Origin of the sequence: Streptomyces canus, from assembly GCF_001514145.1 — a bacterium.
Classification (GTDB): Bacteria; Actinomycetota; Actinomycetes; order Streptomycetales; family Streptomycetaceae; genus Streptomyces; species Streptomyces canus.
In genome coordinates this window covers 408,766-429,178 of record NZ_KQ948659.1, presented here as the reverse complement: position 1 = coordinate 429,178, position 20,413 = coordinate 408,766, and the positions used below count along the sequence as shown (strand labels likewise).

The following is a 20,413-nucleotide window of genomic DNA, read 5'->3' as shown; positions in this document are numbered from 1 at the left end:
CCGGACGTGCCGCCCGCCAGAGATGAGGGAAGACCGAACGACAGGAGGCAGGCCCGTGGTGCTGGTGGTGTCCGAAGAGGTGCGCGAGGCGATCGACGCGCGTCGACCCGTGGTGGCCCTGGAGTCCACGATCATCGCGCACGGGCTGCCGCGTCCGCGCAATCTGCAGGTGGCGCTGGAGCTGGAGGACGTCGTACGGCGGCAGGGAGCCGTACCGGCGACGATCGCCGTACTGGACGGGCGCCCCCTGGTCGGCCTGGACAAGGAGCAGTTGGAGCGGGTCGCCAACGAGGACGGGATCCGCAAGCTGGGGCACCGGGATCTGCCGCTCGCGGTGGCCGCGGGGGTGAGCGGGGCGACCACCGTGTCGGCGACGGCGCAGCTGGCGGCCCTGGCCGGGGTGGAGGTGTTCGCGACGGGCGGGCTCGGCGGGGTGCACCGGGAGTGGACGACGACCCAGGACGAGTCGGCCGACCTCGGTCTGCTGGCGCGCACATCGATCACCGTGGTGTGTGCGGGCGTGAAGTCGATCCTGGACGTGCCCGCGACGCTCCAGCGACTGGAGACGCTGGGGGTCGCGGTCGCCGGGTACGGGACGGACCGTTTCCCCGGCTTCTATCTGTCCGACTCCGGCTACCCCGTGGAGTGGCGGCTGGACTCCCCGCAGGAGGTCGCGGAGGTCATGCGGGCGCGGGAAGCGCTGGGCGCGCCCGGCTCCGCGCTGATCGTCGCCAACCCCGTCCCCGAGGAGGAGCAGCTGGATCCGGACCTGCACGCGCGTGTGCTCGCGGGGGCGCTGCAGGCGTGCGAGGAGGCGGGGGTCACCGGTCAAGGGGTCACGCCGTTTCTGCTGGACTATCTGGTGCGGCACACCGACGGTGCCTCGCTGAGCGCCAACCTGGCGGCCGTGCGCGGCAACGTGCGGCTGGCGGGGCGGATCGCGGCGGCCCGGGCCGGGGCGTGACGACGGACGCGCTCGGTACCGCCGCCGGCCGGGGTGGCGCCCTGCTGGTCGTCGGGGATGTCATCACGGACGTCGTCGCCCGGCACCGGGGGCCGCTGGCCGCCGGCACGGACACCGCCGCCGCGATCCGTACGGTGCCGGGCGGGGCAGGGGCCAACGTGGCCTGCTGGGCCGCCCGCGGGGGCGGTGCGGAGGTACGGCTGCTGGGGCGGGTGGGCGCGGACGCGGCCGCGTGGCACGAGCGGGAGCTGGCCGAGTGCGGGGTACGGCCGCGGCTCGTCGTCGATCCGGAGGCGCCGACCGGGACGGTGATCTGCCTCGTGGACACGGGTGAGGGCGCCGAGCGGACGTTGATCACGGACAGCGGCGCCTCGCTGCGGCTGGAGCCGGACGACTGGTCGGACGCGCTGCTCGACGGCGTGGCATGGCTGCACCTGTCGGGCTATCTGCTGTTCTCCGAGCCGAGCCGGGCGCTGGTGGCGGTGGCCCTGGAGTCGGCACGCGCGCGTGGTGTTCCGGTGAGCCTTGATCCGGCGTCGGCGGGCTTCCTCCGGGAGCTGGGGGTGGACCGCTGCCTGTCGCTGGTCGAGGGGGTGGATGTCCTGCTGCCGAGCCGGGACGAGGCGTGCCTGCTCACCGGGCTGCCCGACGCGGCGGACGCGGCGGCCAAGCTGAGCCGCCACGTTCCGCTGGTGGTCGTCAAGCAGGGAGCGATGGGCGCGGTGATCGCCCGCTCCGGCAGTGTGTACGCCCACGTGCCCGCCGTGGCGGCGACGCCCCGGGACACGACCGGGGCGGGCGACGCCTTCACAGGCGGGTTCCTCGCGGCCCTGCTGGCGGGCGCCGCACCCGAGGACGCGGCGGCGGACGGATGCCGGGCGGGCGCGCTGGCGGTGCAGCGGGTGGGCGGGAGACCTCCGATGCCGGACTGACGACCGACACCCCGTGCCCCGGTTGCCGTTCCCGTCCTACGCCTTGCGGCCCCACGCCGAGATCAACGGGGCCGTGGCCAGGTCCATCGTGCCGGTGGCGACGTTGGCGAGATGGCGGTCGATGTCCTCGTCCGTGGCGAGGCCCGCCGTGACCAGCTGCTCGCGGATCTGGCGGATCGTGGCGGACTCCAGGGCGGCACAGGCCGGCGAGGCGAGCGGGAAGTAGCCGTCGGCCGCCACCTGGCGCAGACCGGCCTCGCGCAGCAGACGCGGGAGGGTGCGGCCGTAGGACAGGTCGGCGCCGCGGTCGGCGAGCAGCCGGCGGAACCCTTGGCGCAGCCGGTTCGCCAGTTGCTGCTCGGGGCCGCGCTCGTCGGGGCAGGTCAGGGGTTGCAGGGCGGGGTCGGCGTCCTCCAGCAGGAGCCGTCCGCCGGGGCGCAGGGACTTGATCATCGACCGCAACGCCCGTCCCCGGTCCGGCACATGGACGAGGACGAGCCGGGCGTGCACCAGGTCGAAGTCCTCCCCGGGCGGTTCCTCGGCGCTCACGTCGTGAACGCGTACGGCCACCGGCGGGCGGGCCGCCGCGGACAGGCGCGTGGTGTCGATGTCGGTCGCGACGACCTTTCCGGTCGGACCGACCTTCTTGGCCAGCCAGGACACCACGGACGTGCCGCCCGCTCCGACCTCCCAGCAGCGCCAGCCGGATCCGATGCCGAATCCTTCGATGTGCCGGAAGGTCGTGGGGTCGAAGAGGGTGGCGAAGGCGTCGAAGCGCTCGCCCGCCTCCGTCTGCCGGTTGTCGAGGAGATACCGGTCGGTTCGTGTCATGCCGCGATGATCCCAGTTGGCGTGCTTGTCCGAAACGGGCGACGCGGTCCTCCGACGAGATGGCCGGCCTGCATCCGACGAGGCTACGGCGCCGAGGCGGGCGCGGGTGGTTGTCCACAGGCGGGAACCAAGCGGAACCTCCGCTGCCCACAGGCTCACCCGACGCTTACGTCGGCCTGGCAAACTGGCTCGCCAGGACGCGGACACGCGTCGCTGGGAGGTCCAAGCGAGGAGATCCGGATGTCCATGGCAGGGAATCTGCGAAAGGTCACGAGCCTCGGCAGCGTGGGCGGCCTGCGCAAGGTGGCCCGGCTGGCCCGGCGGCGCCCGCGCGTCGACCTGAGCCACCACGCCCGCTCCCCGCTGGGCACCTCGGTCGTCAACTGCGTGACGTACAAGGACGGAGCCCGCATCCCGGTCGACGGTGACCTCGTCGACACCGTGGAGCGGATGCGCAAGAGCCGTGACGGCTTTGTCTGGCTCGGCCTGCACGAGCCGTCGGACCATGAGTTCGAGGGCATCGCGGACCTCTTCGACCTGCATCCGCTGGCCGTCGAGGACGCGGTCGAGGCCCATCAGCGCCCGAAGGTGGAGCGATACGGCGAGACACTGTTCGCGGTGTTCAAGACGGTCTGCTACGTCGAGCACGAGGAGCTCACGGCGACGAGCGAGGTGGTCAACACCGGAGAGATCATGGTGTTCGCCGGCGAGGACTTCGTGATCACGGTGCGGCACGGCAGTCATGGATCGCTGGGTCCGCTGCGCGAGGAGCTGGAGTCCGATCCCCAGCAGCTCGCCAAGGGGCCGGCCGCGGTGCTGCACGCGATCGCGGACCATGTGGTCGACGACTACCTGGACGTCACCGACTCGATGCAGTCGGACATCGACCTGGTCGAGACGGCGGTGTTCGCGGACAACGGCGCCCGGGTCGACCCGGGCCGCATCTACCAGCTCAAGCGCGAACTCCTGGAGCTGAAGCGGGCGGTGGTCCCGCTCAGCCGCCCGCTCGAGGAGCTCTCCACGCGGCCGATCCATGTCATCGCCCCGGAGATACAGGCGTACTTCCGCGACGTCTCCGACCATCTGCTGCGCGCCAAGGAGCAGATCGCCGCGTTCGACGAACTGCTCAACTCGATCCTTCAGGCCCACCTCGCGCAGGTGACGGTCTCGCAGAACGAGGACATGCGGAAGATCACGGCCTGGGCCGCGGTGATCGCCGTCCCGACGATGGTCTGCGGTGTGTACGGCATGAACTTCGACCACATGCCGGAGCTGCACTGGACGTTCGGCTACCCGTTGGTCATGGGCGTGATAGCCGTCGCCTGTGGCGTGCTGTACCGCGGCTTCCGGCGCAACGGCTGGCTGTGACCGGGGGCGTCCGCGGGACGGTCAGTGGGTGGTGGAACTGCGTGCGTAGACGCTCTCGGCCCAGCCGGCGATCTGCTCGTCCGTCAGGTGCCGGGCGAGATCGGCCTCGCTGATCATGCCCACCAGGCGCTTGTTCTCGATGACGGGGAGCCTGCGGATCCGGTGCTCCTGCATCTCGTGCAGGACGTCGGTGACGTCGGCGTTCGCGTCGATCCAGCGGGGTGTGCCCTGGGCCATCTCGCCCGCGGTGACCTTGGCCGGGTCGTGGCCCACGGCCACACAGCCGATGACGATGTCGCGGTCGGTGAGGATGCCGCACAGCCGTTCGTTCGCGTCACTGATGGGCAGGGCTCCGACGCCGAGTTCGCGCATGAGCTGGGCGGCACGGTCGAGGGTCTCGTGGGCGGGGATCCACTGGGCGCCCCGGTGCATGATGTCTCCGGCGGTGGTCATGGAGTACCTCCCGGTGCCGGACGGCCGGCGCGGCGCGGACGGCACCGCAAGTCCCGGCGCCCTACATTCTCGCCGCGCCACCGGCGGCCCGCACCCGGAATCTGTCGGTGACGGCGGCCGGTCTCGGGCGGCGACGCCCCAGTCCTCGGACGGGCCCGGTCAGCCGCTCCATGCCGGGTGGCGGGGGTCGTCGGCGCGGACGAGGACGTCGGCCGTGCCGGCCGGGTCGGTCTCGTCGGCGTAGCGCTGGTAGGCGGGGAGGGTCCAGTGGTCGGGCTCGGGAGTACGGCGGCGCAGGGCGCCCTCGGAGAGGAGGACGTGGACGGTCAGGTCGAAGGGGAACCAGTGGTGCAGCAGGAGGGGGCCGTGGAGCAACAGGACGCCACCGGGCGGGAGATGGACGTAGGGGCTGCGGGTGGCGCGGTCGGTGACCGGGTCCCACAGGTCGGGCAGGACTCGGCCGTCGCCGCCGGGTTCGAGGGGGCCGAAGACCTCGCGCCAGAGAGCGCCGGTGTCGAACCAGCCGCTGTAGTAGGCCTCCAGGTCGTGGTGGCCGTATTCCAGACGGAGCGAGGCGGGGCGCAGGAAGCCCTCCATGCCGACGACGAGCGAAGAGCGGCCGCGTATGCGCAGAGCCTCGGCGACACGCTCGGCGAGTTCGCCGGGGCGGGCTGCCGGGGCGCCGTCGAGGGCGACGCGGGGCCAGGGGCTCCCGTCGGCCGGCTTCAGGTCGAGGAGTCGGTCGGCCAGCTGCTCGCCGAGCCGGTCCCAGGTGATCGCTTCGAGTCGCACACGGCCATGATGCGTCAGCCGATGTGCCGAAGGCGTCGCGCTCGTGGACCCGGTGGGGGGCGGGCAGGGTCACCACGCCGGTTGTCCGGTGTCGGTCATGAGCGTGGCTGGGGAATGAACCCCTCATGGCAGGCCTCGTGACTTCCCCGACCCCTGGCGGACCTCTTGTCGTCCAGCCGTTGAGGAGACGGCACTGTGCGGAGTGCCGGAGCGGGCCTTTGGCGATGCTCGTCGTCGAGAGCGGGGCGCCGCGGTGTCTCGACTGCGCGGACCTCGGGCACCTGGTGTTCCTGGCGCGCGGAGACACCGCGCTCACGCGCCGCTCACGGGAGGAGAGCGCGCTGTCGGCGGTCGTCGTGCGGTTCAACCGGCGCAAGGGACGTTACGAACGGCAGGGCGTCCTCGTCGAGGAGGCGGGGCTGGCGCGGGCCGAGGAGCGGTGCCTGGCTGACGCGGAGGCACGGCGGCGGCGCCGGGTGCGGGACGCGCGGCGGCGGGCGGTGGAGGACGTGCGGTTCACCGAGGCGTTCGCGGCGGAGATACGGCGGTTGTATCCGGGGTGCCCTGAGGAGCGGGCCCGGGCCATCGCCTCGCATGCGTCCCTGCGCGGCAGCGGGCGGGTGGGGCGGAGCGCGGCGGGACGAGCCTTGTCGGAGGGCGCGGTGGTGTCGGCGGTGGCGGCTTCCGTGCGGCACGTGGACACGCCGTACGACGCGTTGCTGATGAGCGGGGTGACGCGGCATGAGGCGCGGCGACGGATCTCGGGGAGTGTGGAGGCCGTGCTCAGGGGGTGGCGGGTGCCGGGAATGGTGGAGGAGGTGGCTCGGGCGCCGGGCTGAGGACGCCGGACCCGGCCGCTGCGGCCCGGCGGAGACGGAGGGCCCGGCCGAACAGATGGTGTGACGGATCTCAGGAGTTCGGGTGGGGTGGACGCTCGGTTATGAGGGTGCGCGCCGTGGCCATGGTTCGGGGGGTGGGGGCGGGATGCACTGGTGGGGACAGGTGGTGCTGGGCCTGGGGCTCGGCCGGAGGCGGGAGCTGGTGTGGTGATGATCGAGGGGCCTTACTTCGGGCTGGTCGTGCTGGGGGTGCTCGGGACCGGGCTGGTGGCCGGGGTCTTCTGTGCGTTCTCGACCTTCGTGATGAGGGGACTCGCCGAGCTGCCGCCCGCGCAGGGCGTGGCCGCGATGAACGCGATCAATGTGACCGCGGTGCGGCCGCCGTTCATGGTCGTGTTCGCGGGCTCCGCGGTGCTGTGCGCGGTGATCGCGGTGGTGACGTTCGTGCTGTGGCCGGACGAGGGGACGGTGGAGCTGCTGGTGGGCAGCGCGCTGTATCTGTTCGGCTCGTTCGGGCTGACGATGGTGGCGAACGTGCCCCGCAACGACGCCCTGCTCAAGCTCGATCCGGGTACGCCGGAGGCGGCGGCGTACTGGCCGACGTACGTGCGCGAGTGGACGATGTGGAACCACGTCCGCGCGGTCGCCTCGGGCGCGGCGGCGCTGGCGTACGTGCTGGCCCTCACGTGAGTGTCGCGCACACTGTCCGAACATCGAGAAAGCGCTGTCCCAGCGGCTGACCGGCACTCTGCGCGAGGGGCCGATCGGCCGTATCGTGGCCGAAAGGAGTTCCGCAGGAGTGCCGCCCGATGACGCACGGCCACGGCGGACGCGTCGGCGTCACCACCAGCGCGAGCAAGGAAGACGGCCATGGCCGATCCCAAGGGATTCATGACCACACCTCGCCAGGAATGGCCCCGCAGGCCGGTCGAGGAACGGGTCCGGGACTGGGACGAGGTGTACGTCCCCGGGGCGCTGCTGCCCATCATCAGCAAACAGGCGGACCGCTGCATGGACTGCGGCATCCCGTTCTGCCACGACGCCTGTCCGCTGGGGAATCTCATCCCCGAGTGGAACGACCTGGTCTCGCGGGAGGACTGGCGGCAGGCCGCCGACCGGCTGCACGCGACGAACAACTTCCCCGAGTTCACGGGGAAGTTGTGTCCGGCGCCGTGTGAGGCGGGGTGTGTCCTCGCCATCAACCAGCCGGCGGTCACCATAAAGAACGTCGAGGCGGCCGTCGCCGACCGGGCCTGGGAGCTCGGGTTCACGCCGCCGCGGCCACCGGACCGGTTGTCCGGGCGGACCGTCGCGGTGATCGGGTCGGGGCCGACCGGGCTCGCCGCGGCACAGCAGTTGACCCGGGCGGGGCACACGGTCGCCGTCTACGAGAAGGACGACCGGCTCGGCGGGCTCATGCGGTACGGCATCCCCGAGTTCAAGATGGAGAAGCACCATCTGGACCGGCGGATCGAGCAGATGCGGGCCGAGGGGACGAAGTTCCGTACGTCCACGGTGGTCGGGCGCGACGTCGGGGCGGCGGAGCTCAGGGGGCGGTACGACGCGGTGGTGATCGCTACGGGGGCCACGGCGTGGCGCGAACTGGACGTGCCGGGGCGGGAGTTGGCCGGGGTTCAGCAGGCCATGGAGTATCTGCCGCTGGCCAACCGGGTGCGCGAGGGGGATCTGGCGGAGTCCCCGATGTCGGCTGCCGGGAAGCATGTCGTGATCGTGGGCGGGGGTGACACGGGGGCCGACTGTCTGGGGACCGCGGTGCGTGAAGGGGCCGCCTCCGTGACCCAGTTGGACATCTACGCGCAGCCGGGTGGTGAGCGGGACGAGGATGCCGAGCCGTGGCCCACGTATCCGAAGATCTACCGGATGTCGGCGGCGCACGAGGAGGCCCGGGATCTGGAGACCGCACCCGCGGCCGACGCGGACGCGCGGTTGTTCGCGGCGTCCACGCTGCGCTTCACCGGGGACGGGGACGGGCATGTGCGGTCGCTGCATCTCGTCGAGGTGGACGCGGCGCGGCGGCCGGTGGCGGGGACGGGGCGGACGATTCCCGCCGACCTTGTGCTGCTGGCGCTGGGGTTCTCCGGGCCGGATCGGGAGGACGGGCTCGTGGAGCAGTTGGGGCTGGGGATGGAGCCCCGGGGGACGGTCGCGCGGGATGCCGGGTTCGGTACGAATGTGCCGGGGGTGTTCGCCGCGGGCGACGCCGCTCGGGGGCAGTCGTTGATCGTGTGGGCGATCGCCGAGGGGCGGGCGGTCGCGGCGGCGGTCGACCGGTATCTGACGGGGAGTTCGCGACTGCCGGCGCCCATCGGACCGTACGACCGGCCGATGACGGCGTAGGGCGGCGAACGGGCTGAGGGAGGACGGCGCGAGAGGGGACCGCCGGACCAGTGGACCAGGAGCCGCAGGACGCCGTAGGTACCCTCCCTCACCTGGCGCCGCTCTCCACCCAAGCCCGCCCCCTGCCTCACCCCCGCTCGTCCGTCCCCGCCACCTTCGCCGTCGACAGCGCCACCCTGTTCCATGTGTTGATCGCAAGGATCAGGGACAGTACGTGGGCCAGTTCCTGCTCGTCGAAGCAGGCCGCGGCCTCCGCGTAGACCGTGTCGGGGACCCCGCCGTCGGCCACCAGCGTCACCGCCTCCGTGAGGGCCAAGGCGGCCTGTTCCTTCTCCGTGAAGAAATGACGGGCCTCTCGCCAGACCGGGACCATGTGCAGGCGGTCCTCCGACTCGCCGGCCTTGCGGGCGTCGTTGGTGTGCATATGGAGGCAGTACGCGCAGTGGTTGAGGTGGGAGGCGCGGATCTGGATCAGTTCGACGAGGGTGGGGTCGAGGCCCTCGCGGGCGGCCGCGTCGAAGCCGATCAGGGCCCGGAACACCTTCGGGGCGGCCTTCGCGAAGTTCAGCCGAGTCGTACCTGTCACGTTCGTGTTCGTCGTCATGTGATGAACCTACGGGCCGGAAAGACCGGCTGTAGGGTGCATTTCCATGGTGGAATCGTGGGTCAATTACGCGGAGCGGATCGGCTCCGACCTGCACCTCGAGCTCTCCGGTCCGGGGAGCAAGCGGGCCGCGCTGATCCGGGCGCTGCGGGACGCCGTACACAGTGGGCGGCTCGCCCCCGGCACCCGGCTGCCGCCCTACCGCTCACTCGCCGCCGACCTCGGCGTCGCCCGCAACACGGTGGCCGACGCCTACGCCGAACTCGTCGCCGAGGGCTGGCTCACCGCCCGCCAGGGCTCCGGCACCCGCGTCGCCGAACGGTCCCGGCCGCTCCACACCGCCGTACGCCAGAGAAAGCCGGCCCCCCACCCACGCGCACGTGCCACCCGCCACGACCTCCGCCAGGGCACTCCCGACGCCTCCGGCTTCCCCCGAACCGCCTGGCTCGCCTCCTACCGCCGGGCCCTCCACCAGGCCCCCAACGAGATCTTCGGGCCCGGTGACCCCGCAGGCCGGCCGGAGCTCAGAGCGGCCCTCGCCGGATACCTCGCACGCGCGCGTGGGGTGCGGACGGAGCCCGACCGGATCGTCATCTGCTCCGGGTTCGCGCATGCCCTGCGGCTCCTCTTCGGAGGCGGCGGCGGAGCCGGGCAGCCCCTGCGCGGTCCACTGGCCGTGGAGGCGTACGGCCTGCCCTTCCACCGGGAGCTGCTCGCGGCGGAGGGCGTCCGGACCGTGCCGCTCCCCCTCGACGAACACGGCGCACGCGTCGACCGGCTGTCCCGCGAGCGGGCCGTACTGCTCACGCCCGCGCACCAGTTTCCCACCGGCGGTCCGCTGCACGCCGAGCGCCGGGCGGCGGTGGTCGACTGGGCACGCGCGCGTGGCACGGTGGTGCTGGAGGACGACTACGACGGGGAGTTCCGCTACGACCGCAAGCCCGTCGGCGCCCTGCAGAGCCTCGATCCCGATCGGGTGATCCTGATCGGCTCGGTCAGCAAGAGTCTGTCGCCCGCGGTGCGGCTGGGGTGGATGGTGCTGCCCGAGCGGTACGTCGGTGACGTGCTCGCGGCCAAGGGCGAGCGGGAGGCCTGGGCGAGCGTGCTCGATCAGCTGGCCCTCGCCGACCTCATCGTCTCGGGGTCCTACGACCGTCACGTACGGCAGATGCGGCAGCGGTACCGGGGCCGCCGGGACCGGCTCGTCGCCGCGCTGGCCGAGCACGCGCCGCACATCGAGGTCAGCGGGGTCGCGGCGGGACTGCACGCGGTGCTGCGGCTGCCGCCGGGCACCGAGCGGTCCGCCGTCAAGGCCGCGATCTGGCAGGGCGTCGCGCTGGACGGGCTCGCGGAGTTCCGTCACCCGGACACGGACATGCCGGCCCACGACGGCCTGGTCGTGGGGTACGCGACACCCTCCGAGCATGCCTACGCGGCGGCGCTGGAGGCACTGTGCGGGGCGCTGCCGCCGGGTGACACGCAGGCGTCGTAGGAGACAACGGCATCCGCTGAACTCCCGGGGTCCTGCCTCAGGCCTACGGCAGGGCCGGCCCGGACCCCGTCCCGTTGGAGCAGCCCGTTGCCGCGGCCCGCAGGCGCGGCGCAGAACCGAAGCCGGAGAGCGGCGTGTCTCGTGAAGGCAGGTGAACAGTCGTCGGCGTCGGCGGTCCGGCGCAATCTCGCGGTCGGACCGCCCTCGATCGAACAGATCTAGCTGGTGGACGCCCCTCGACGCACGGCGTCCTGGTTCTGAGTGTGCCTCCGAGGTACGAGTCGTTCCTCCGCGGGATGCGGCTTGGTGGTGTTCATCTCAACCATTAAGTGACTGCTGATCAATGGAGCACTGAGGTCAGGAGAGCAGGAAGTCGGCCACCCCCGCCTTCGCGCCCTCGATGAACGCGGTCATCTCGTCGGTGGTGTAGATCAGCGCCGGTCCGTCAGGATCGGTGGACTGGCGGACGGCGATCCGGCCGTCGGCGAGCTTCATCGCCTCCAGGCAGTTGCCGCCGTTGCCGCCGCTCCACGGCTTGTGCCAGCCTTCGCTCCCCAACTCCCGGGCGGGCATGCCGTTGTAGACGGTCAGGCGCGGCTTGATGCGATTCATTCACAGCTCCTTGCGGAGATCCCGGAGGATCTCCTTCGTGCGATGTGCCGTAGCGGCCTGCGCCGCCATGCGGTCCATGACCTCGAGATGGGTCGCCACCTCGACGCGCGCGTCCAGATAGATCGCGCCGGTCAGGTACTCGCTGTAGACCATGTCCGGAAGTTCGGGCACGGCGAATCGGAAGAGCACGAAGGGCCCGTACGTGCCGGGGTGCGGCCCGTTCGCGAACGGGGCGACCTGGAGCGTCACGTTGGGCAGCTTCGTTGCCTCGAGCAGTTTGTCGATCTGGGCACGCATCACCTCCGGGCCGCCGACGGGGCGGCGCAGCACGGTCTCGTCCATCACGACCCACAACCGGGGCGCGTCCTGACGGGTGAGCAGTCCCTGCCGTTCCATGCGCAGGGCGACATGGCGCTCGATGTCCTCGGGGCTGGTCTGGCCGATGGCGCCCGAGCGCAGGACGCCACGCGCGTAGTCCTCCGTCTGCAGCAGACCGGGGACGAAGTGCGGCTCGTACTCGCGGATGAGCGCGGCCGCGCCCTCCAGGCTGACGTGCATCGAGAACCAGCCGGGCAGCACGTCGTGGAAGCGCTGCCACCAGCCGGGGCGGTTGGCGTCCTCGGCGAGCTGGACGAAGTCCTCGGCCTCCTGGTCACTGACGCCGTAGGCCTTCAGCAGAAGCTGGAGGTACGGGATCTTGAGCCCCACCTCGGCCATCTCCATACGGCGGACGGTGGCGGGGGCGACGCGGAGGATGCGGGCGGCCTCCTCGCGCTTGAGCCCGGCGCGTTCCCGCAGGTCCAGCAGGCGCCGGCCGAGGACGACCTGGCCGACCGTCGGCGCGGACCGCGGTTCGCTCACGCTCCACCTCCACGAAGTCATGTACGGGCGTCACAGCCACCAGCATGCTGACAGCCCAGCGGCGCCATTCGAAGACCTGATTCGAAAATCTGTACGGATACGAATACCGCTGCGTACGGATCTCCGGTGATCCCAACTGGCGCCGCTCAAGATGCTGTTGCGAGCAGTGTGCCACGGCGTCTTACCGCGTCACACAGCACTCTGCATTTTTCAGAGTGACACTTGCCAAGTGTTCACGACGGGGCGATAGTGGCAAGCGTGATTCCGTCCCCGCCCTTAGGAACAGACGCTGCCGTAGGCCACCCCCAGGGTCTCGGTGCTGTCCCGGAAAAGGGGTCCGACAGGGCCGCTGCCCGGCGCCGGTTCCGTTTCGAGCTGGCCGCGCATCCGGGGTCTCCCGCGCAGGCCAGACGCCTGACGAGGGCGCGGCTGACCCATTGGTCGGTCTGCGAGGACACCTGCGACTCGGCCGCCCTGGTCGTCTCCGAGCTGGTCACCAACGCCATCGTGCACACCGCGAGCAGCCGTGTGGTCTGCGAGCTGCACGACGATGACGATCTGGTGCGAATAGCCGTACGTGACGAGGGCTGTGCGCCGGGTGAACCGCACCCGTCCCCGCAGCGCGGCGAAGAGGAGCACGGGAGGGGACTGCTCCTCGTCGACTCCCTGTGTCACGCGTGGGGCGCCCATGAGCACGGCCCCGGTCTGCTGGTCTGGGCGGAGCTGCCGCGCAAGTCGGACGAGCCCCGCGAGGACACCGGCCCGCGCAACGATCTGGGCTGGGGAGCCCGCCCCAAGCCGGTTCCCTCCGGGGGGTCGGGCCAGGGGGACGAGGCCGAGGAGCATCACAGAGCGGCGCCCGTGGGGGAAGCGCGCGAGCACGGAGCGGGGGGCGCGGGCGCATGGGCGTGAGCGGCGGATCCGGCGGCCAGGTGCTGACCATGGACACGCTGGTCCGCCTCGGCCGCGGGCTGCGGACGCCGGGGACACCGCGCAGGCTGGCCGTTCCGGAGGGGATGACGGTGCCGCTGGGCTGCGACGCGGTGGGGGTGCCGGTGCAGCTGAGCAGAGAGCTGGTCTCCCGGTTGCCGCGGGTCGGGTGTGTGTACGCCGATGACACGCACTGGTGGTGGATCGTTCCTGCCGACTCCGACTACGCGCTCGAATGGCCCAGGCCCGCCCAGTACGCCACCGGGGCGGTTGTTCCGGACGCCCCGGTGGTGCCGTCCCTTGTTCACCGGGCTGAGGGGACGTTGCCGTACACGCCGCCCATCCCGCTCTACCTGGCGTTGTGCCGGCTCACGGGGACCACTCCCAGCTGGTCCCGGCCGGTCAGCTCGGCGGGGTAGCTCCGCCGAAGACCGTCCTTCAGTGCGCGCCCGTCAGGGCCGGCAGCGCCCCTTCGCGGCGCGTCGTACGCCCGCGTGTTTTCTCCGCCCCCTTTTGCGCCCTCCCTCCGTGCGGCCCGCCCCGCCATAGTTGCCCCGTCCAGGATCGGGGGAGGTCCGCGGTGGGAAAACGGCGTGGCACTGAGCAGCCCGGAGTCTCCGAGTCGGAACGGCTGCTCTTCGGGGGGCCGCTGAGGTACGACACGGGCTGGAACTCACACTCCGACGCGTTTCTGGAGCTGGGGTTCCGGGCCATGGTGGCGCGGCTGCCGTCGCTGTTGTCGGCGAGTCTCCGGCTGGCCTGGCAGGCGGACCGGCGGGCCGCGCGGACCGTGCTGGCCGCCGAGGTGACCCGGGGTCTCGCGCAGGCGGTGAGTCTGCTCGCGGTCAACAGTGTGCTGGGCCGGCTGATCGCCGGGGGCGCGCTGGAGGACCGGCTGCGAGGGGCCGTGCCCGCCTTGGTCACGATGGCCGCCATGATGCTCCTCGGGGCGCTGCTGCGGGCCGCGTCGACGCATGCCACCGGCCGCCTCGAGCCCAAGGTGGAGCGGGTGGCGACCGAGCGGTATCTGGAGCGGGCGGCCACCGTCGAGCTGTCCGCGATCGAGGACCACGCCTTCCACAAGCTGCTGGACACCGCGCAGTACGGCGCCACCTCGGCCCGCCGGATGATCTCGTTCGCGACGCGGGTGGTGAACGCGATGATCTCGCTGATCGCGGCGGCGGGCGTGCTGACCGTGCTGCACCCGGCGCTGCTGCCGCTGCTGGTCACGATGACGATCCCGAGCGGCTGGGGCGCGCTGACCATCGCGCGCCGCCAGTACGAGTCCTTCCACACCTGGGTGCAGCACGTGCGGGCGGGCCGCCTCCTCGGCGCCCTGCTGATCGAGCCGGAGGCGGCGCCGGAGATCCGCGTCCACGGGGTGGGGCCGTTCCTGCTCAGGCACTACCGCGCGATGGCGGAGACGGCGGAGGCGGAGCAGGCCCGACTGGCCAGGCTCGCGGCCCGGACGGGGCTGATAGCGGCGGCCTGGACGGGCCTGGCGACGGTGGCGACGTACGCGACGCTGGGCGGGCTGCTGCTGGCGGGCGCGATGGCGCTGTCGGTGGCGGGTACGGCCGTGATCGCCGTGCGCACCGGCTCGCAGAGCCTGAACACCCTGGTCATCGAGATGAACGCGCTGCACGAGGAGGCCCTGTTCGTCGGCGACCTCCAGCGGCTCTACACGGAGGCGGCCGAGCGGGCGATCCCGGAGGGCGGGGCCGCGCTGCCGGACGAGCCGCGCGAGATCCGCTTCGAGAACGTCTCCTTCACCTACCCGGGTGACGCGACCCGTCCAGCGCTCGACGACGTGACGCTCACCCTGCCGCTCGGCAAGATCGTCGCGCTGGTCGGGGAGAACGGGTCCGGCAAGACCACCCTGGTCAAGCTGCTCGCGGGGCTGTACGCCCCGGACCGGGGCCGGATCCTGTGGGACGACCTGGACGCGGCGCACGCGGACCGTCAGCTGCTCGCCGAGCGGGTCGCGATGGTCGCCCAGGACTTCAAGCGGTGGCCGTTCACCGCCCGCGTCAATGTCGCGGTGGGCCGTTCCTCGGTGCCGCTCACCGAGGAACGGGTGTCCGGCGCGGTCGCCGAGGCCGGCGCCGGGGAGGTACTGGCCGATCTGCCGCGTGGCCTGGACACCCTGCTGGCCCGCAACTTCAGCGGCGGGCACGAGCTGTCCGGCGGGCAGTGGCAGCGGCTCGGGATCGCCCGGGCCGCCTACCGGCGCGGTCGCATCCTGATCGTGGACGAGCCGACGGCCGCCCTGGACGCACGGGCCGAGCTGGAGGTCTTCGAGAAGATCCGCGCGCTGTCCGGCACCGGTCAGACGGTCATCCTGATCACCCACAGGCTGGCGTCCGTGCGCCACGCGGACCTGGTGCACGTCCTGGAGCAGGGCCGGCTCGTGGAGTCGGGCCCGCCCGACGAGCTCCTGGCCTCCGGTGGTGTCTACGCGGAGCTGTACTCGCTCCAGGCCGAGCAGTTCACGGCAAAGGTGCCCGCCAAAGAGGCGGGCTGACCTCACGCGACAGCGTCTACCGCTGCCTCTCCACTGCGGACGATCACCAGGAACGTGTCCGTCGCGAGGTCCATCACGACCTCCGCCTGCAGTCCCTCAAGACGCCTCGCCTGCGCGAACTCCTCCGCCGGCCACGATCCGCGCGGCCCGCCAGCGGGAAAGCGTTCGAGCACTGTTCGCCCGTTCACCACCCTGCACCTCCAGAAAGCGTTGCACTCCCCGTAGGAGCGCTTGTAGGAGTTAACGCCTTCCAGGGCCCGAAAGCCTCGGTGAGTTGCCGTACTGAGACGTAGCCGACACAGATTCACCCCGGAGTGTGAGGGTCCCGTCACGATGTGACGACCTTACTCACCCTCCGTGTCAGTCATCGTACTCGTCGTGATACCGCATGCGTACGCTGCCCGCAGGCGCCCCGAGAGCGGACGCGCGCCCCTTGGGTTCCTCCCACTCCTCCTGCCGTCCCAGTGCGGTGAGGTCGAGGAAGCCGGTGGTCGAGCCCAGTCCGTCGAGGCCGCGCTCATAGGTCGAGTAGGTGTGGAAGACCTGGTCACGGTCGCGCAGGAAGCAGCTGACGCCGGGCCGCTCGGCCGGCTCGCCGTCGATCTCGAGGGTGGCCTCGAAGTCATGGTTGAAGTCGCCGCCGTACGACGAGTACCAGGGCACGGTCCATCCCATCCGCGCCTTGAACGGCAGGATCTTCGTATACGGCGCTCTCGACACGGCCGCGAACGTCGTCCCCCGTGCCTTCAGATGGGCCAGGTGTCCGATCTGGTCCAGGAAGGCGGAGCAGCTGCGGCAGCCCGCGTCCCACTCGGGCGCGAACATGAAGTGGTAGACGACGAGCTGGCCGCGCCCCTCGAAGAGGTCGAGCAGGGTGGCCTTGCCGTCACCGCCTTCGAAGACGTACTCCTCCTCGACCTCGACCATGGGAAGCCTGCGCCGCTCGGCGTTCAGGGCGTCCCTCGCGCGCGTGGCCGCCTTCTCCCTGACCAGCAATTCCGCGCGCGCCGCGCGCCATTCGTCCCGAGAGACGATCTCCGGAAGCGCCATGGGGTCCCTCCTGTGCAACGGTCCGTCCGGGGTGGTGACCGTGGGGAGGGGCGGAACTCATCGCTGTCGCGGGACATTCCGGGACGGGTTGATTCAGTACGACACCTGGAGCGCGAGCAGGCCTCGGGCGCGCAGGGAGTTGCGCCACCTCGGGGTGGGCTCGGCGAGCGCGAGATCCGGGAACCGTTCCAGGAGCGCGGCCAGGGCGATCTCGGTCTCGGCACGGGCCAGCGGGGCGCCGAGGCAGTAGTGGATGCCGTGGCCGAGAGCGAGGTGGCCGGAGGTGTCGCGGGCGAGGTCCAGACGGTCGGGGTCGGAAAAGCGGTCGGGGTCGCGGTTGGCGGCGGACGGGGAGACCCAGACCGTCTCACCCGCGGGGACGGTGACCCCGCCGATGGTGACGTCCTCGACGGGAAAGCGGCGGATGGCCAGCAGAGCCGGACCCTCGTACCGGAGGAACTCCTCGGTGGCCGCGGGGAGTCGGGCCGGGTCCTCGCGCAGGGCGGCGAGCTGTCCGGGGTGCTGCAACAGGGCGAGCACCGCGTTCCCGATCAGCTGCACGGTGTTCTCGTACCCGGCGAACAGGATGAGGAAGGCCAGCGACATCAGCTCGTCCTCGCTGAGCCGGTCGCCCTCGTCGCGGACGGCGATCAGATCGGAGAGCAGGTCGTCGGCGGGTTCCCGGCGCTTGTCCGCGAGGAGCCTGGTGAAGAAGCCGAGCATCGCCACGACCGCCTCCTTGGCCGCCGCGGGTCCCGCCGCCGGGTCCGGCGCGACGAGGGTGTCGGTCCACACCCGGAAGTCCAGCCGGTGCTCGTCCGGAATGCCGAGCAGGTCACAGATGACCGTGATCGGGAGGGGCGCGGCATAGGAGGCGATGAGATCGGTGGTCCCGTGGGAACCGAGCGCGTCGAGGAGCCGGTCAGCGGTGCGCCGGATCGGCCCGCGCAACTGCTCGATCCGACGCGGGGTGAAGGCCCGCCCGACCAGCCGACGGATCCGGGTGTGGTCCGGCGGATCCATGTTGAGAAGGTTGGCGTCGAGCGCGGGCGGCAACGAGAACCCCTTGTACGTCCCCGCCGTGGCGTACCGCTTGTCCAGCGACAACCGCGGATCGGCGAGAGCCGCCCGCACATCGTCGTACCGCGTGACGATCCAGGCGGGCGTCCCGTCGGGCCCGGCGATCCGATGGACGGGCGCGGTGTCGCGCAGGCGCCGGTACACGTCATAAGGGTGGTCGAGGAGGCCGTCGGCGGGATCCATGGGCGTCAGCCTAGCGGCGCGGAGATCACGGGCTGCCGGGCCGGGTGACGCCCTGGTGCCGGATGTCAGGTGCTGTAGTCCTGGATCCGTCTGCCGTGGCTCAGGTCCAGCAGCGCGGGCATCCGTTCCCCCAACTCCTCTACGACGGCGCCCACATCAATGGTCAGCAGCTCACGGTCCCGCATCAGCACGCGGCCGTCGACGATCGTCGTACGGACGTCGGAGGAGCGGACGCTGTGGACCAGGGTGGCGGCGAGGTCGTGGACGGGCTGGGTGTGCGGGCCGGTGAGGTCGACCAGGATGATGTCGGCGCGCCGGCCGGGGGCGATGCTGCCGACGACCTCGCCGAGACCGACCGCGCGAGCGCTCTGGAGGCTCGCGTGGTGCAGGGCTTGACGGGACGTCAGCCAGCGCGGGTCACCGGTCGTCGACTTCTGGATCAGCGCGGTGAGCGCCATCGACTCCCATACGTCGAGGGAGTTGTTGGAGGCGGCCCCGTCCGTGGCGAGGCCGACGGGGATTCCGATGTCGTGCAGGGCGCGCACGGGCGTGGTGGTGGGCCAGGCGAACTTGAGGTAGCCGCGGGGGGCGGTCGCAACGGCCGTAAGACCGGAGGCACTTGCGAGAACCGGCAGGTCGCTGTCGAGGATGCCGGAGCCGTGCGCGATCAGGACGTCCGTGTCGAGGATCCCGGTGCGCCGCAACACCTCGATGGGCGTCACCCCGTGCCGGGCGAGGCTCGCCTCGGCCTGGTCGCGGTTCTCGGCGGCGTGGAGGTGCACGGGGAGGCCGTGCTCCCGGGCGAGCGCGGCGGTCGCGGTGAGGTCGCCGTCGTCCACGGTGTAGGGCGCGTGCGGGGCGAGGGCCGTGGTGATGCGGCCACCGGCGCCCCCGCGGTGCCGTAGAGCGAACTCCAGCGATTTCTCCCGCCCTTGGGGTCCCTGCGACGAGAAAAACGCCTCCCCGAGGTGCGCCCGGATGCCGCACTGCTCGACGACCGCGGCGACGGCGTCCATCGAGAAGTAGTGGTCGGCGAAGCAGGTGACACCGCCCCGGATCATCTCGGCACAGGCCAGCCGCGCCCCCAACTCCACATCCTTCTCCGTGAGGTTGGACTCGATCGGCCAGACGACGTCGTTGAACCACTCCTCGGTCGGCAGATCCTCGGCGACCCCGCGCAGGGCGACCATGGGCGCGTGGGTGTGGCAGTTGACGAGCCCGGGAAGAGCGATCTGTCCCCGCCCGTCGATGCGCTCCGCCGCCGGCAGTTCCTCGGCCTGCGCGCTGCTGATCACCGACTCGATGACGCCCTCCCGTACGACGATCGCGGCGTCGTGCACGAACCCGACCTGCTCTTGATCGTCGTGCGTGAGCACCGTGCACGGGGTGATGATGAGACCTGCGGGAGAAGGCGTCATACAGGCACCGTACGACGCGGTCGTGCCCTGGCAGTGGGTGAACCGCGCATCCCGTCGCCGCTCTGTCGCGGCGGCTCGGGCACCTGCACTCTGGCCTCACCGCACCGCCCGTCGTACGCCTTCCGGAAGGGGTCCGGCATGCTCGTCGGCACCTGGAATCTAGAGAATCTGATGCTGCCGCACAGTGGCGACGGCGCTCCCGGGACCGAGGCCGAGTACAAGGTGAAAGTGGAGGCCCTCGCCTCCGTGATCACCGCGCTCGACCCGGCGCTGCTGGGCGTCCAGGAGATCGGGCAGGAGGAGACACTCGACGATCTGGTCAAGGCGATCGGCGGGGAGTGGCACACCGCGCTTTCCCGGCACGCGGACCACAGGGGCATCCGCGTCGGCTTCCTCAGCCGTACCCCCCTGCGGATACGGCGGGACACCCACGCCTTCGCGGACAAGCTGCGCCCCGTGCAGGGCGACGACGGCATCGAGCCGGACGCGCACGACAAGGTGACCAGCCGCGGCTTCCTCGCCGTGGAGACCGACACCGGCGACGGGGTGCTTCAGGTGGCGGTCGCCCATCTCAAGTCGAAGCTGCTGTCGTATCCGGGCACGGAGGGCAGGAGCCGCTTCCAGCCGCACGACGAGGCCGAACGGGCCCGCTTCGGCGCCTACGCCCTCTACCGGCGGGCGGCCGAGGCGACGACCCTGCGCGCCCTCGCGGACTTCCTCCTCGAAGGCGCCGGGACCGAACGGGACGTGATCGTCCTCGGCGACATGAACGACGTGGTGAACGCCGCCACCACACAGATCCTGCTCGGCCCGCCCGGCTCCGAGCTCGACAAACCGCACGCGTTCCTCAAGTCCGACCTCGGCGACCCGTTCCGGCTGTGGGACATCGCCCCGCGCATACCCGAAGAGCGCCGCTTCTCCCGCGTCAGCTTCGGACGCGCCGAACTGATCGACCACGTTCTGGTGAGCCACCGTCTGGCCCGCCGCATCGTGGAGGCGGGGACGGGCCTGCCCGAGCACCGGGACGACGCCCTCGTACTGCCGTCGGTGGACGAGGATCCGAAGAAGCGGGTGGGGACGCCCGGCTCGGACCACGCACCGGTGTGGGTACGGGTGTGACTC

At 71.5% G+C, this 20,413-nt stretch carries 21 protein-coding genes; 11 read left to right on the top strand and 10 right to left on the bottom strand.

Going from position 1 to position 20,413, the window contains the following annotated elements:
• The first annotated feature begins 55 nt into the window (after positions 1–55).
• Both AQJ46_RS15575 and AQJ46_RS15570 read left to right on the top strand, forming a co-directional pair.
• Positions 56–964: a pseudouridine-5'-phosphate glycosidase gene (locus AQJ46_RS15575; RefSeq protein ID WP_059206146.1), complete on the top strand. Its 909-nt coding sequence runs from the start codon at positions 56–58 to the stop codon at positions 962–964.
• A complete protein-coding gene (locus tag AQJ46_RS15570) occupies positions 961–1,896 on the top strand; it encodes a carbohydrate kinase family protein (RefSeq protein WP_059206145.1) in 936 nt (311 codons plus the stop codon). Before AQJ46_RS15575 ends, AQJ46_RS15570 begins: the two co-directional genes overlap by 4 nt.
• A gap of 36 nt (positions 1,897–1,932) precedes the next feature.
• On the opposite strand, the gene AQJ46_RS15565 is transcribed toward AQJ46_RS15570, so the two are convergent.
• Positions 1,933–2,727: a methyltransferase domain-containing protein gene (locus tag AQJ46_RS15565; RefSeq protein WP_059206144.1), complete on the bottom strand. Its 795-nt coding sequence runs from the start codon at positions 2,725–2,727 to the stop codon at positions 1,933–1,935.
• 240 nt (positions 2,728–2,967) lie between these two features.
• Between AQJ46_RS15565 and AQJ46_RS15560 the strand changes: the two genes are divergently transcribed.
• Complete coding sequence (locus AQJ46_RS15560) at positions 2,968–4,095, top strand: magnesium and cobalt transport protein CorA (protein ID WP_059206143.1); 1,128 nt, start codon at positions 2,968–2,970, stop codon at positions 4,093–4,095.
• A gap of 21 nt (positions 4,096–4,116) precedes the next feature.
• Here AQJ46_RS15560 and AQJ46_RS15555 read toward each other — a convergent pair whose 3' ends face one another.
• Both AQJ46_RS15555 and AQJ46_RS15550 read right to left on the bottom strand, forming a co-directional pair.
• Positions 4,117–4,548, bottom strand: a complete 432-nt coding sequence (locus AQJ46_RS15555; RefSeq protein ID WP_059206142.1) for a CBS domain-containing protein — start codon at positions 4,546–4,548, stop codon at positions 4,117–4,119.
• A 159-nt stretch (positions 4,549–4,707) separates the two neighbouring features.
• Positions 4,708–5,340 (bottom strand): nucleoside/nucleotide kinase family protein, encoded by a 633-nt coding sequence (locus AQJ46_RS15550; protein ID WP_059206141.1) that lies wholly within the window; start codon positions 5,338–5,340, stop codon positions 4,708–4,710.
• Positions 5,341–5,465: 125 nt separating this feature from the next.
• Between AQJ46_RS15550 and AQJ46_RS15545 the strand changes: the two genes are divergently transcribed.
• The 3 genes from AQJ46_RS15545 (at position 5,466) to AQJ46_RS15535 (ending at position 8,537) form a co-directional block, all read left to right on the top strand.
• Complete coding sequence (locus tag AQJ46_RS15545) at positions 5,466–6,179, top strand: DUF2293 domain-containing protein (RefSeq protein ID WP_079072286.1); 714 nt, start codon at positions 5,466–5,468, stop codon at positions 6,177–6,179.
• A 210-nt stretch (positions 6,180–6,389) separates the two neighbouring features.
• Complete coding sequence (locus AQJ46_RS15540; protein WP_059206354.1) at positions 6,390–6,869, top strand: anthrone oxygenase family protein; 480 nt, start codon at positions 6,390–6,392, stop codon at positions 6,867–6,869.
• A gap of 180 nt (positions 6,870–7,049) precedes the next feature.
• A complete protein-coding gene (locus AQJ46_RS15535) occupies positions 7,050–8,537 on the top strand; it encodes a glutamate synthase subunit beta (RefSeq protein WP_059206139.1) in 1,488 nt (495 codons plus the stop codon).
• 127 nt (positions 8,538–8,664) lie between these two features.
• Here AQJ46_RS15535 and AQJ46_RS15530 read toward each other — a convergent pair whose 3' ends face one another.
• Entirely contained in the window at positions 8,665–9,141 is a 477-nt protein-coding gene (locus AQJ46_RS15530; RefSeq protein WP_059206138.1) for a carboxymuconolactone decarboxylase family protein, read from the bottom strand.
• 46 nt (positions 9,142–9,187) lie between these two features.
• On the opposite strand from AQJ46_RS15530, the gene pdxR reads away from it, so the two are divergent.
• Positions 9,188–10,633, top strand: a complete 1,446-nt coding sequence (gene pdxR / locus AQJ46_RS15525) for a MocR-like pyridoxine biosynthesis transcription factor PdxR (RefSeq protein ID WP_059206137.1) — start codon at positions 9,188–9,190, stop codon at positions 10,631–10,633.
• Between the two features lie 357 nt (positions 10,634–10,990).
• On the opposite strand, the gene AQJ46_RS15520 is transcribed toward pdxR, so the two are convergent.
• A complete protein-coding gene (locus AQJ46_RS15520; RefSeq protein WP_059206136.1) occupies positions 10,991–11,245 on the bottom strand; it encodes a DUF397 domain-containing protein in 255 nt (84 codons plus the stop codon).
• A complete protein-coding gene (locus AQJ46_RS15515; protein WP_059206135.1) occupies positions 11,246–12,106 on the bottom strand; it encodes a helix-turn-helix domain-containing protein in 861 nt (286 codons plus the stop codon).
• A gap of 249 nt (positions 12,107–12,355) precedes the next feature.
• Between AQJ46_RS15515 and AQJ46_RS15510 the strand changes: the two genes are divergently transcribed.
• From AQJ46_RS15510 to AQJ46_RS15500, 3 genes are all read left to right on the top strand, one after another.
• Positions 12,356–13,018, top strand: coding sequence for an ATP-binding protein (locus tag AQJ46_RS15510; RefSeq protein ID WP_059206134.1), 663 nt, complete (start codon positions 12,356–12,358; stop codon positions 13,016–13,018).
• A complete protein-coding gene (locus tag AQJ46_RS15505) occupies positions 13,009–13,455 on the top strand; it encodes a hypothetical protein (protein WP_059206133.1) in 447 nt (148 codons plus the stop codon). The genes AQJ46_RS15510 and AQJ46_RS15505 overlap by 10 nt, the downstream gene beginning before the upstream one ends.
• Before the next feature lie 161 nt (positions 13,456–13,616).
• On the top strand, positions 13,617–15,560 hold the full coding sequence (locus AQJ46_RS15500; RefSeq protein ID WP_059206132.1) for an ABC transporter ATP-binding protein: 1,944 nt from the start codon (positions 13,617–13,619) through the stop codon (positions 15,558–15,560).
• A gap of 2 nt (positions 15,561–15,562) precedes the next feature.
• Here AQJ46_RS15500 and AQJ46_RS57230 read toward each other — a convergent pair whose 3' ends face one another.
• The 4 genes from AQJ46_RS57230 to AQJ46_RS15485 form a co-directional block, all read right to left on the bottom strand.
• Positions 15,563–15,748 carry a hypothetical protein gene (locus AQJ46_RS57230; RefSeq protein WP_079072303.1) on the bottom strand — a complete coding sequence of 62 codons (186 nt, stop codon included), beginning with the start codon at positions 15,746–15,748 and terminating at the stop codon, positions 15,563–15,565.
• Between the two features lie 172 nt (positions 15,749–15,920).
• Entirely contained in the window at positions 15,921–16,610 is a 690-nt protein-coding gene (locus tag AQJ46_RS15495) for a DUF899 domain-containing protein (protein ID WP_059206131.1), read from the bottom strand.
• A 93-nt stretch (positions 16,611–16,703) separates the two neighbouring features.
• Positions 16,704–17,873: a cytochrome P450 family protein gene (locus tag AQJ46_RS15490; RefSeq protein WP_059206130.1), complete on the bottom strand. Its 1,170-nt coding sequence runs from the start codon at positions 17,871–17,873 to the stop codon at positions 16,704–16,706.
• A 65-nt stretch (positions 17,874–17,938) separates the two neighbouring features.
• Positions 17,939–19,291: an amidohydrolase gene (locus AQJ46_RS15485; RefSeq protein WP_059206129.1), complete on the bottom strand. Its 1,353-nt coding sequence runs from the start codon at positions 19,289–19,291 to the stop codon at positions 17,939–17,941.
• A 138-nt stretch (positions 19,292–19,429) separates the two neighbouring features.
• On the opposite strand from AQJ46_RS15485, the gene AQJ46_RS15480 reads away from it, so the two are divergent.
• Positions 19,430–20,410, top strand: coding sequence for an endonuclease/exonuclease/phosphatase family protein (locus tag AQJ46_RS15480; protein ID WP_059206128.1), 981 nt, complete (start codon positions 19,430–19,432; stop codon positions 20,408–20,410).
• Positions 20,411–20,413 lie beyond the last annotated feature (3 nt).

Coding starts and splice junctions, on each gene's coding strand:
- AQJ46_RS15485 (WP_059206129.1), bottom strand. CDS start 19,291: ATGACGCCTTCTCCCGCAGGTCTCATCATCACCCCGTGCACGGTGCTC.
- AQJ46_RS15495 (WP_059206131.1), bottom strand. CDS start 16,610: ATGGCGCTTCCGGAGATCGTCTCTCGGGACGAATGGCGCGCGGCGCGC.
- AQJ46_RS15560 (WP_059206143.1), top strand. CDS start 2,968: ATGTCCATGGCAGGGAATCTGCGAAAGGTCACGAGCCTCGGCAGCGTG.
- AQJ46_RS15535 (WP_059206139.1), top strand. CDS start 7,050: ATGGCCGATCCCAAGGGATTCATGACCACACCTCGCCAGGAATGGCCC.
- AQJ46_RS15520 (WP_059206136.1), bottom strand. CDS start 11,245: ATGAATCGCATCAAGCCGCGCCTGACCGTCTACAACGGCATGCCCGCC.
- AQJ46_RS15530 (WP_059206138.1), bottom strand. CDS start 9,141: ATGACGACGAACACGAACGTGACAGGTACGACTCGGCTGAACTTCGCG.
- AQJ46_RS15565 (WP_059206144.1), bottom strand. CDS start 2,727: ATGACACGAACCGACCGGTATCTCCTCGACAACCGGCAGACGGAGGCG.
- AQJ46_RS15545 (WP_079072286.1), top strand. CDS start 5,466: ATGGCAGGCCTCGTGACTTCCCCGACCCCTGGCGGACCTCTTGTCGTC.
- AQJ46_RS15490 (WP_059206130.1), bottom strand. CDS start 17,873: ATGGATCCCGCCGACGGCCTCCTCGACCACCCTTATGACGTGTACCGG.
- AQJ46_RS15555 (WP_059206142.1), bottom strand. CDS start 4,548: ATGACCACCGCCGGAGACATCATGCACCGGGGCGCCCAGTGGATCCCC.
- AQJ46_RS15540 (WP_059206354.1), top strand. CDS start 6,390: ATGATCGAGGGGCCTTACTTCGGGCTGGTCGTGCTGGGGGTGCTCGGG.
- AQJ46_RS15505 (WP_059206133.1), top strand. CDS start 13,009: ATGGGCGTGAGCGGCGGATCCGGCGGCCAGGTGCTGACCATGGACACG.
- AQJ46_RS15480 (WP_059206128.1), top strand. CDS start 19,430: ATGCTCGTCGGCACCTGGAATCTAGAGAATCTGATGCTGCCGCACAGT.
- pdxR (WP_059206137.1), top strand. CDS start 9,188: ATGGTGGAATCGTGGGTCAATTACGCGGAGCGGATCGGCTCCGACCTG.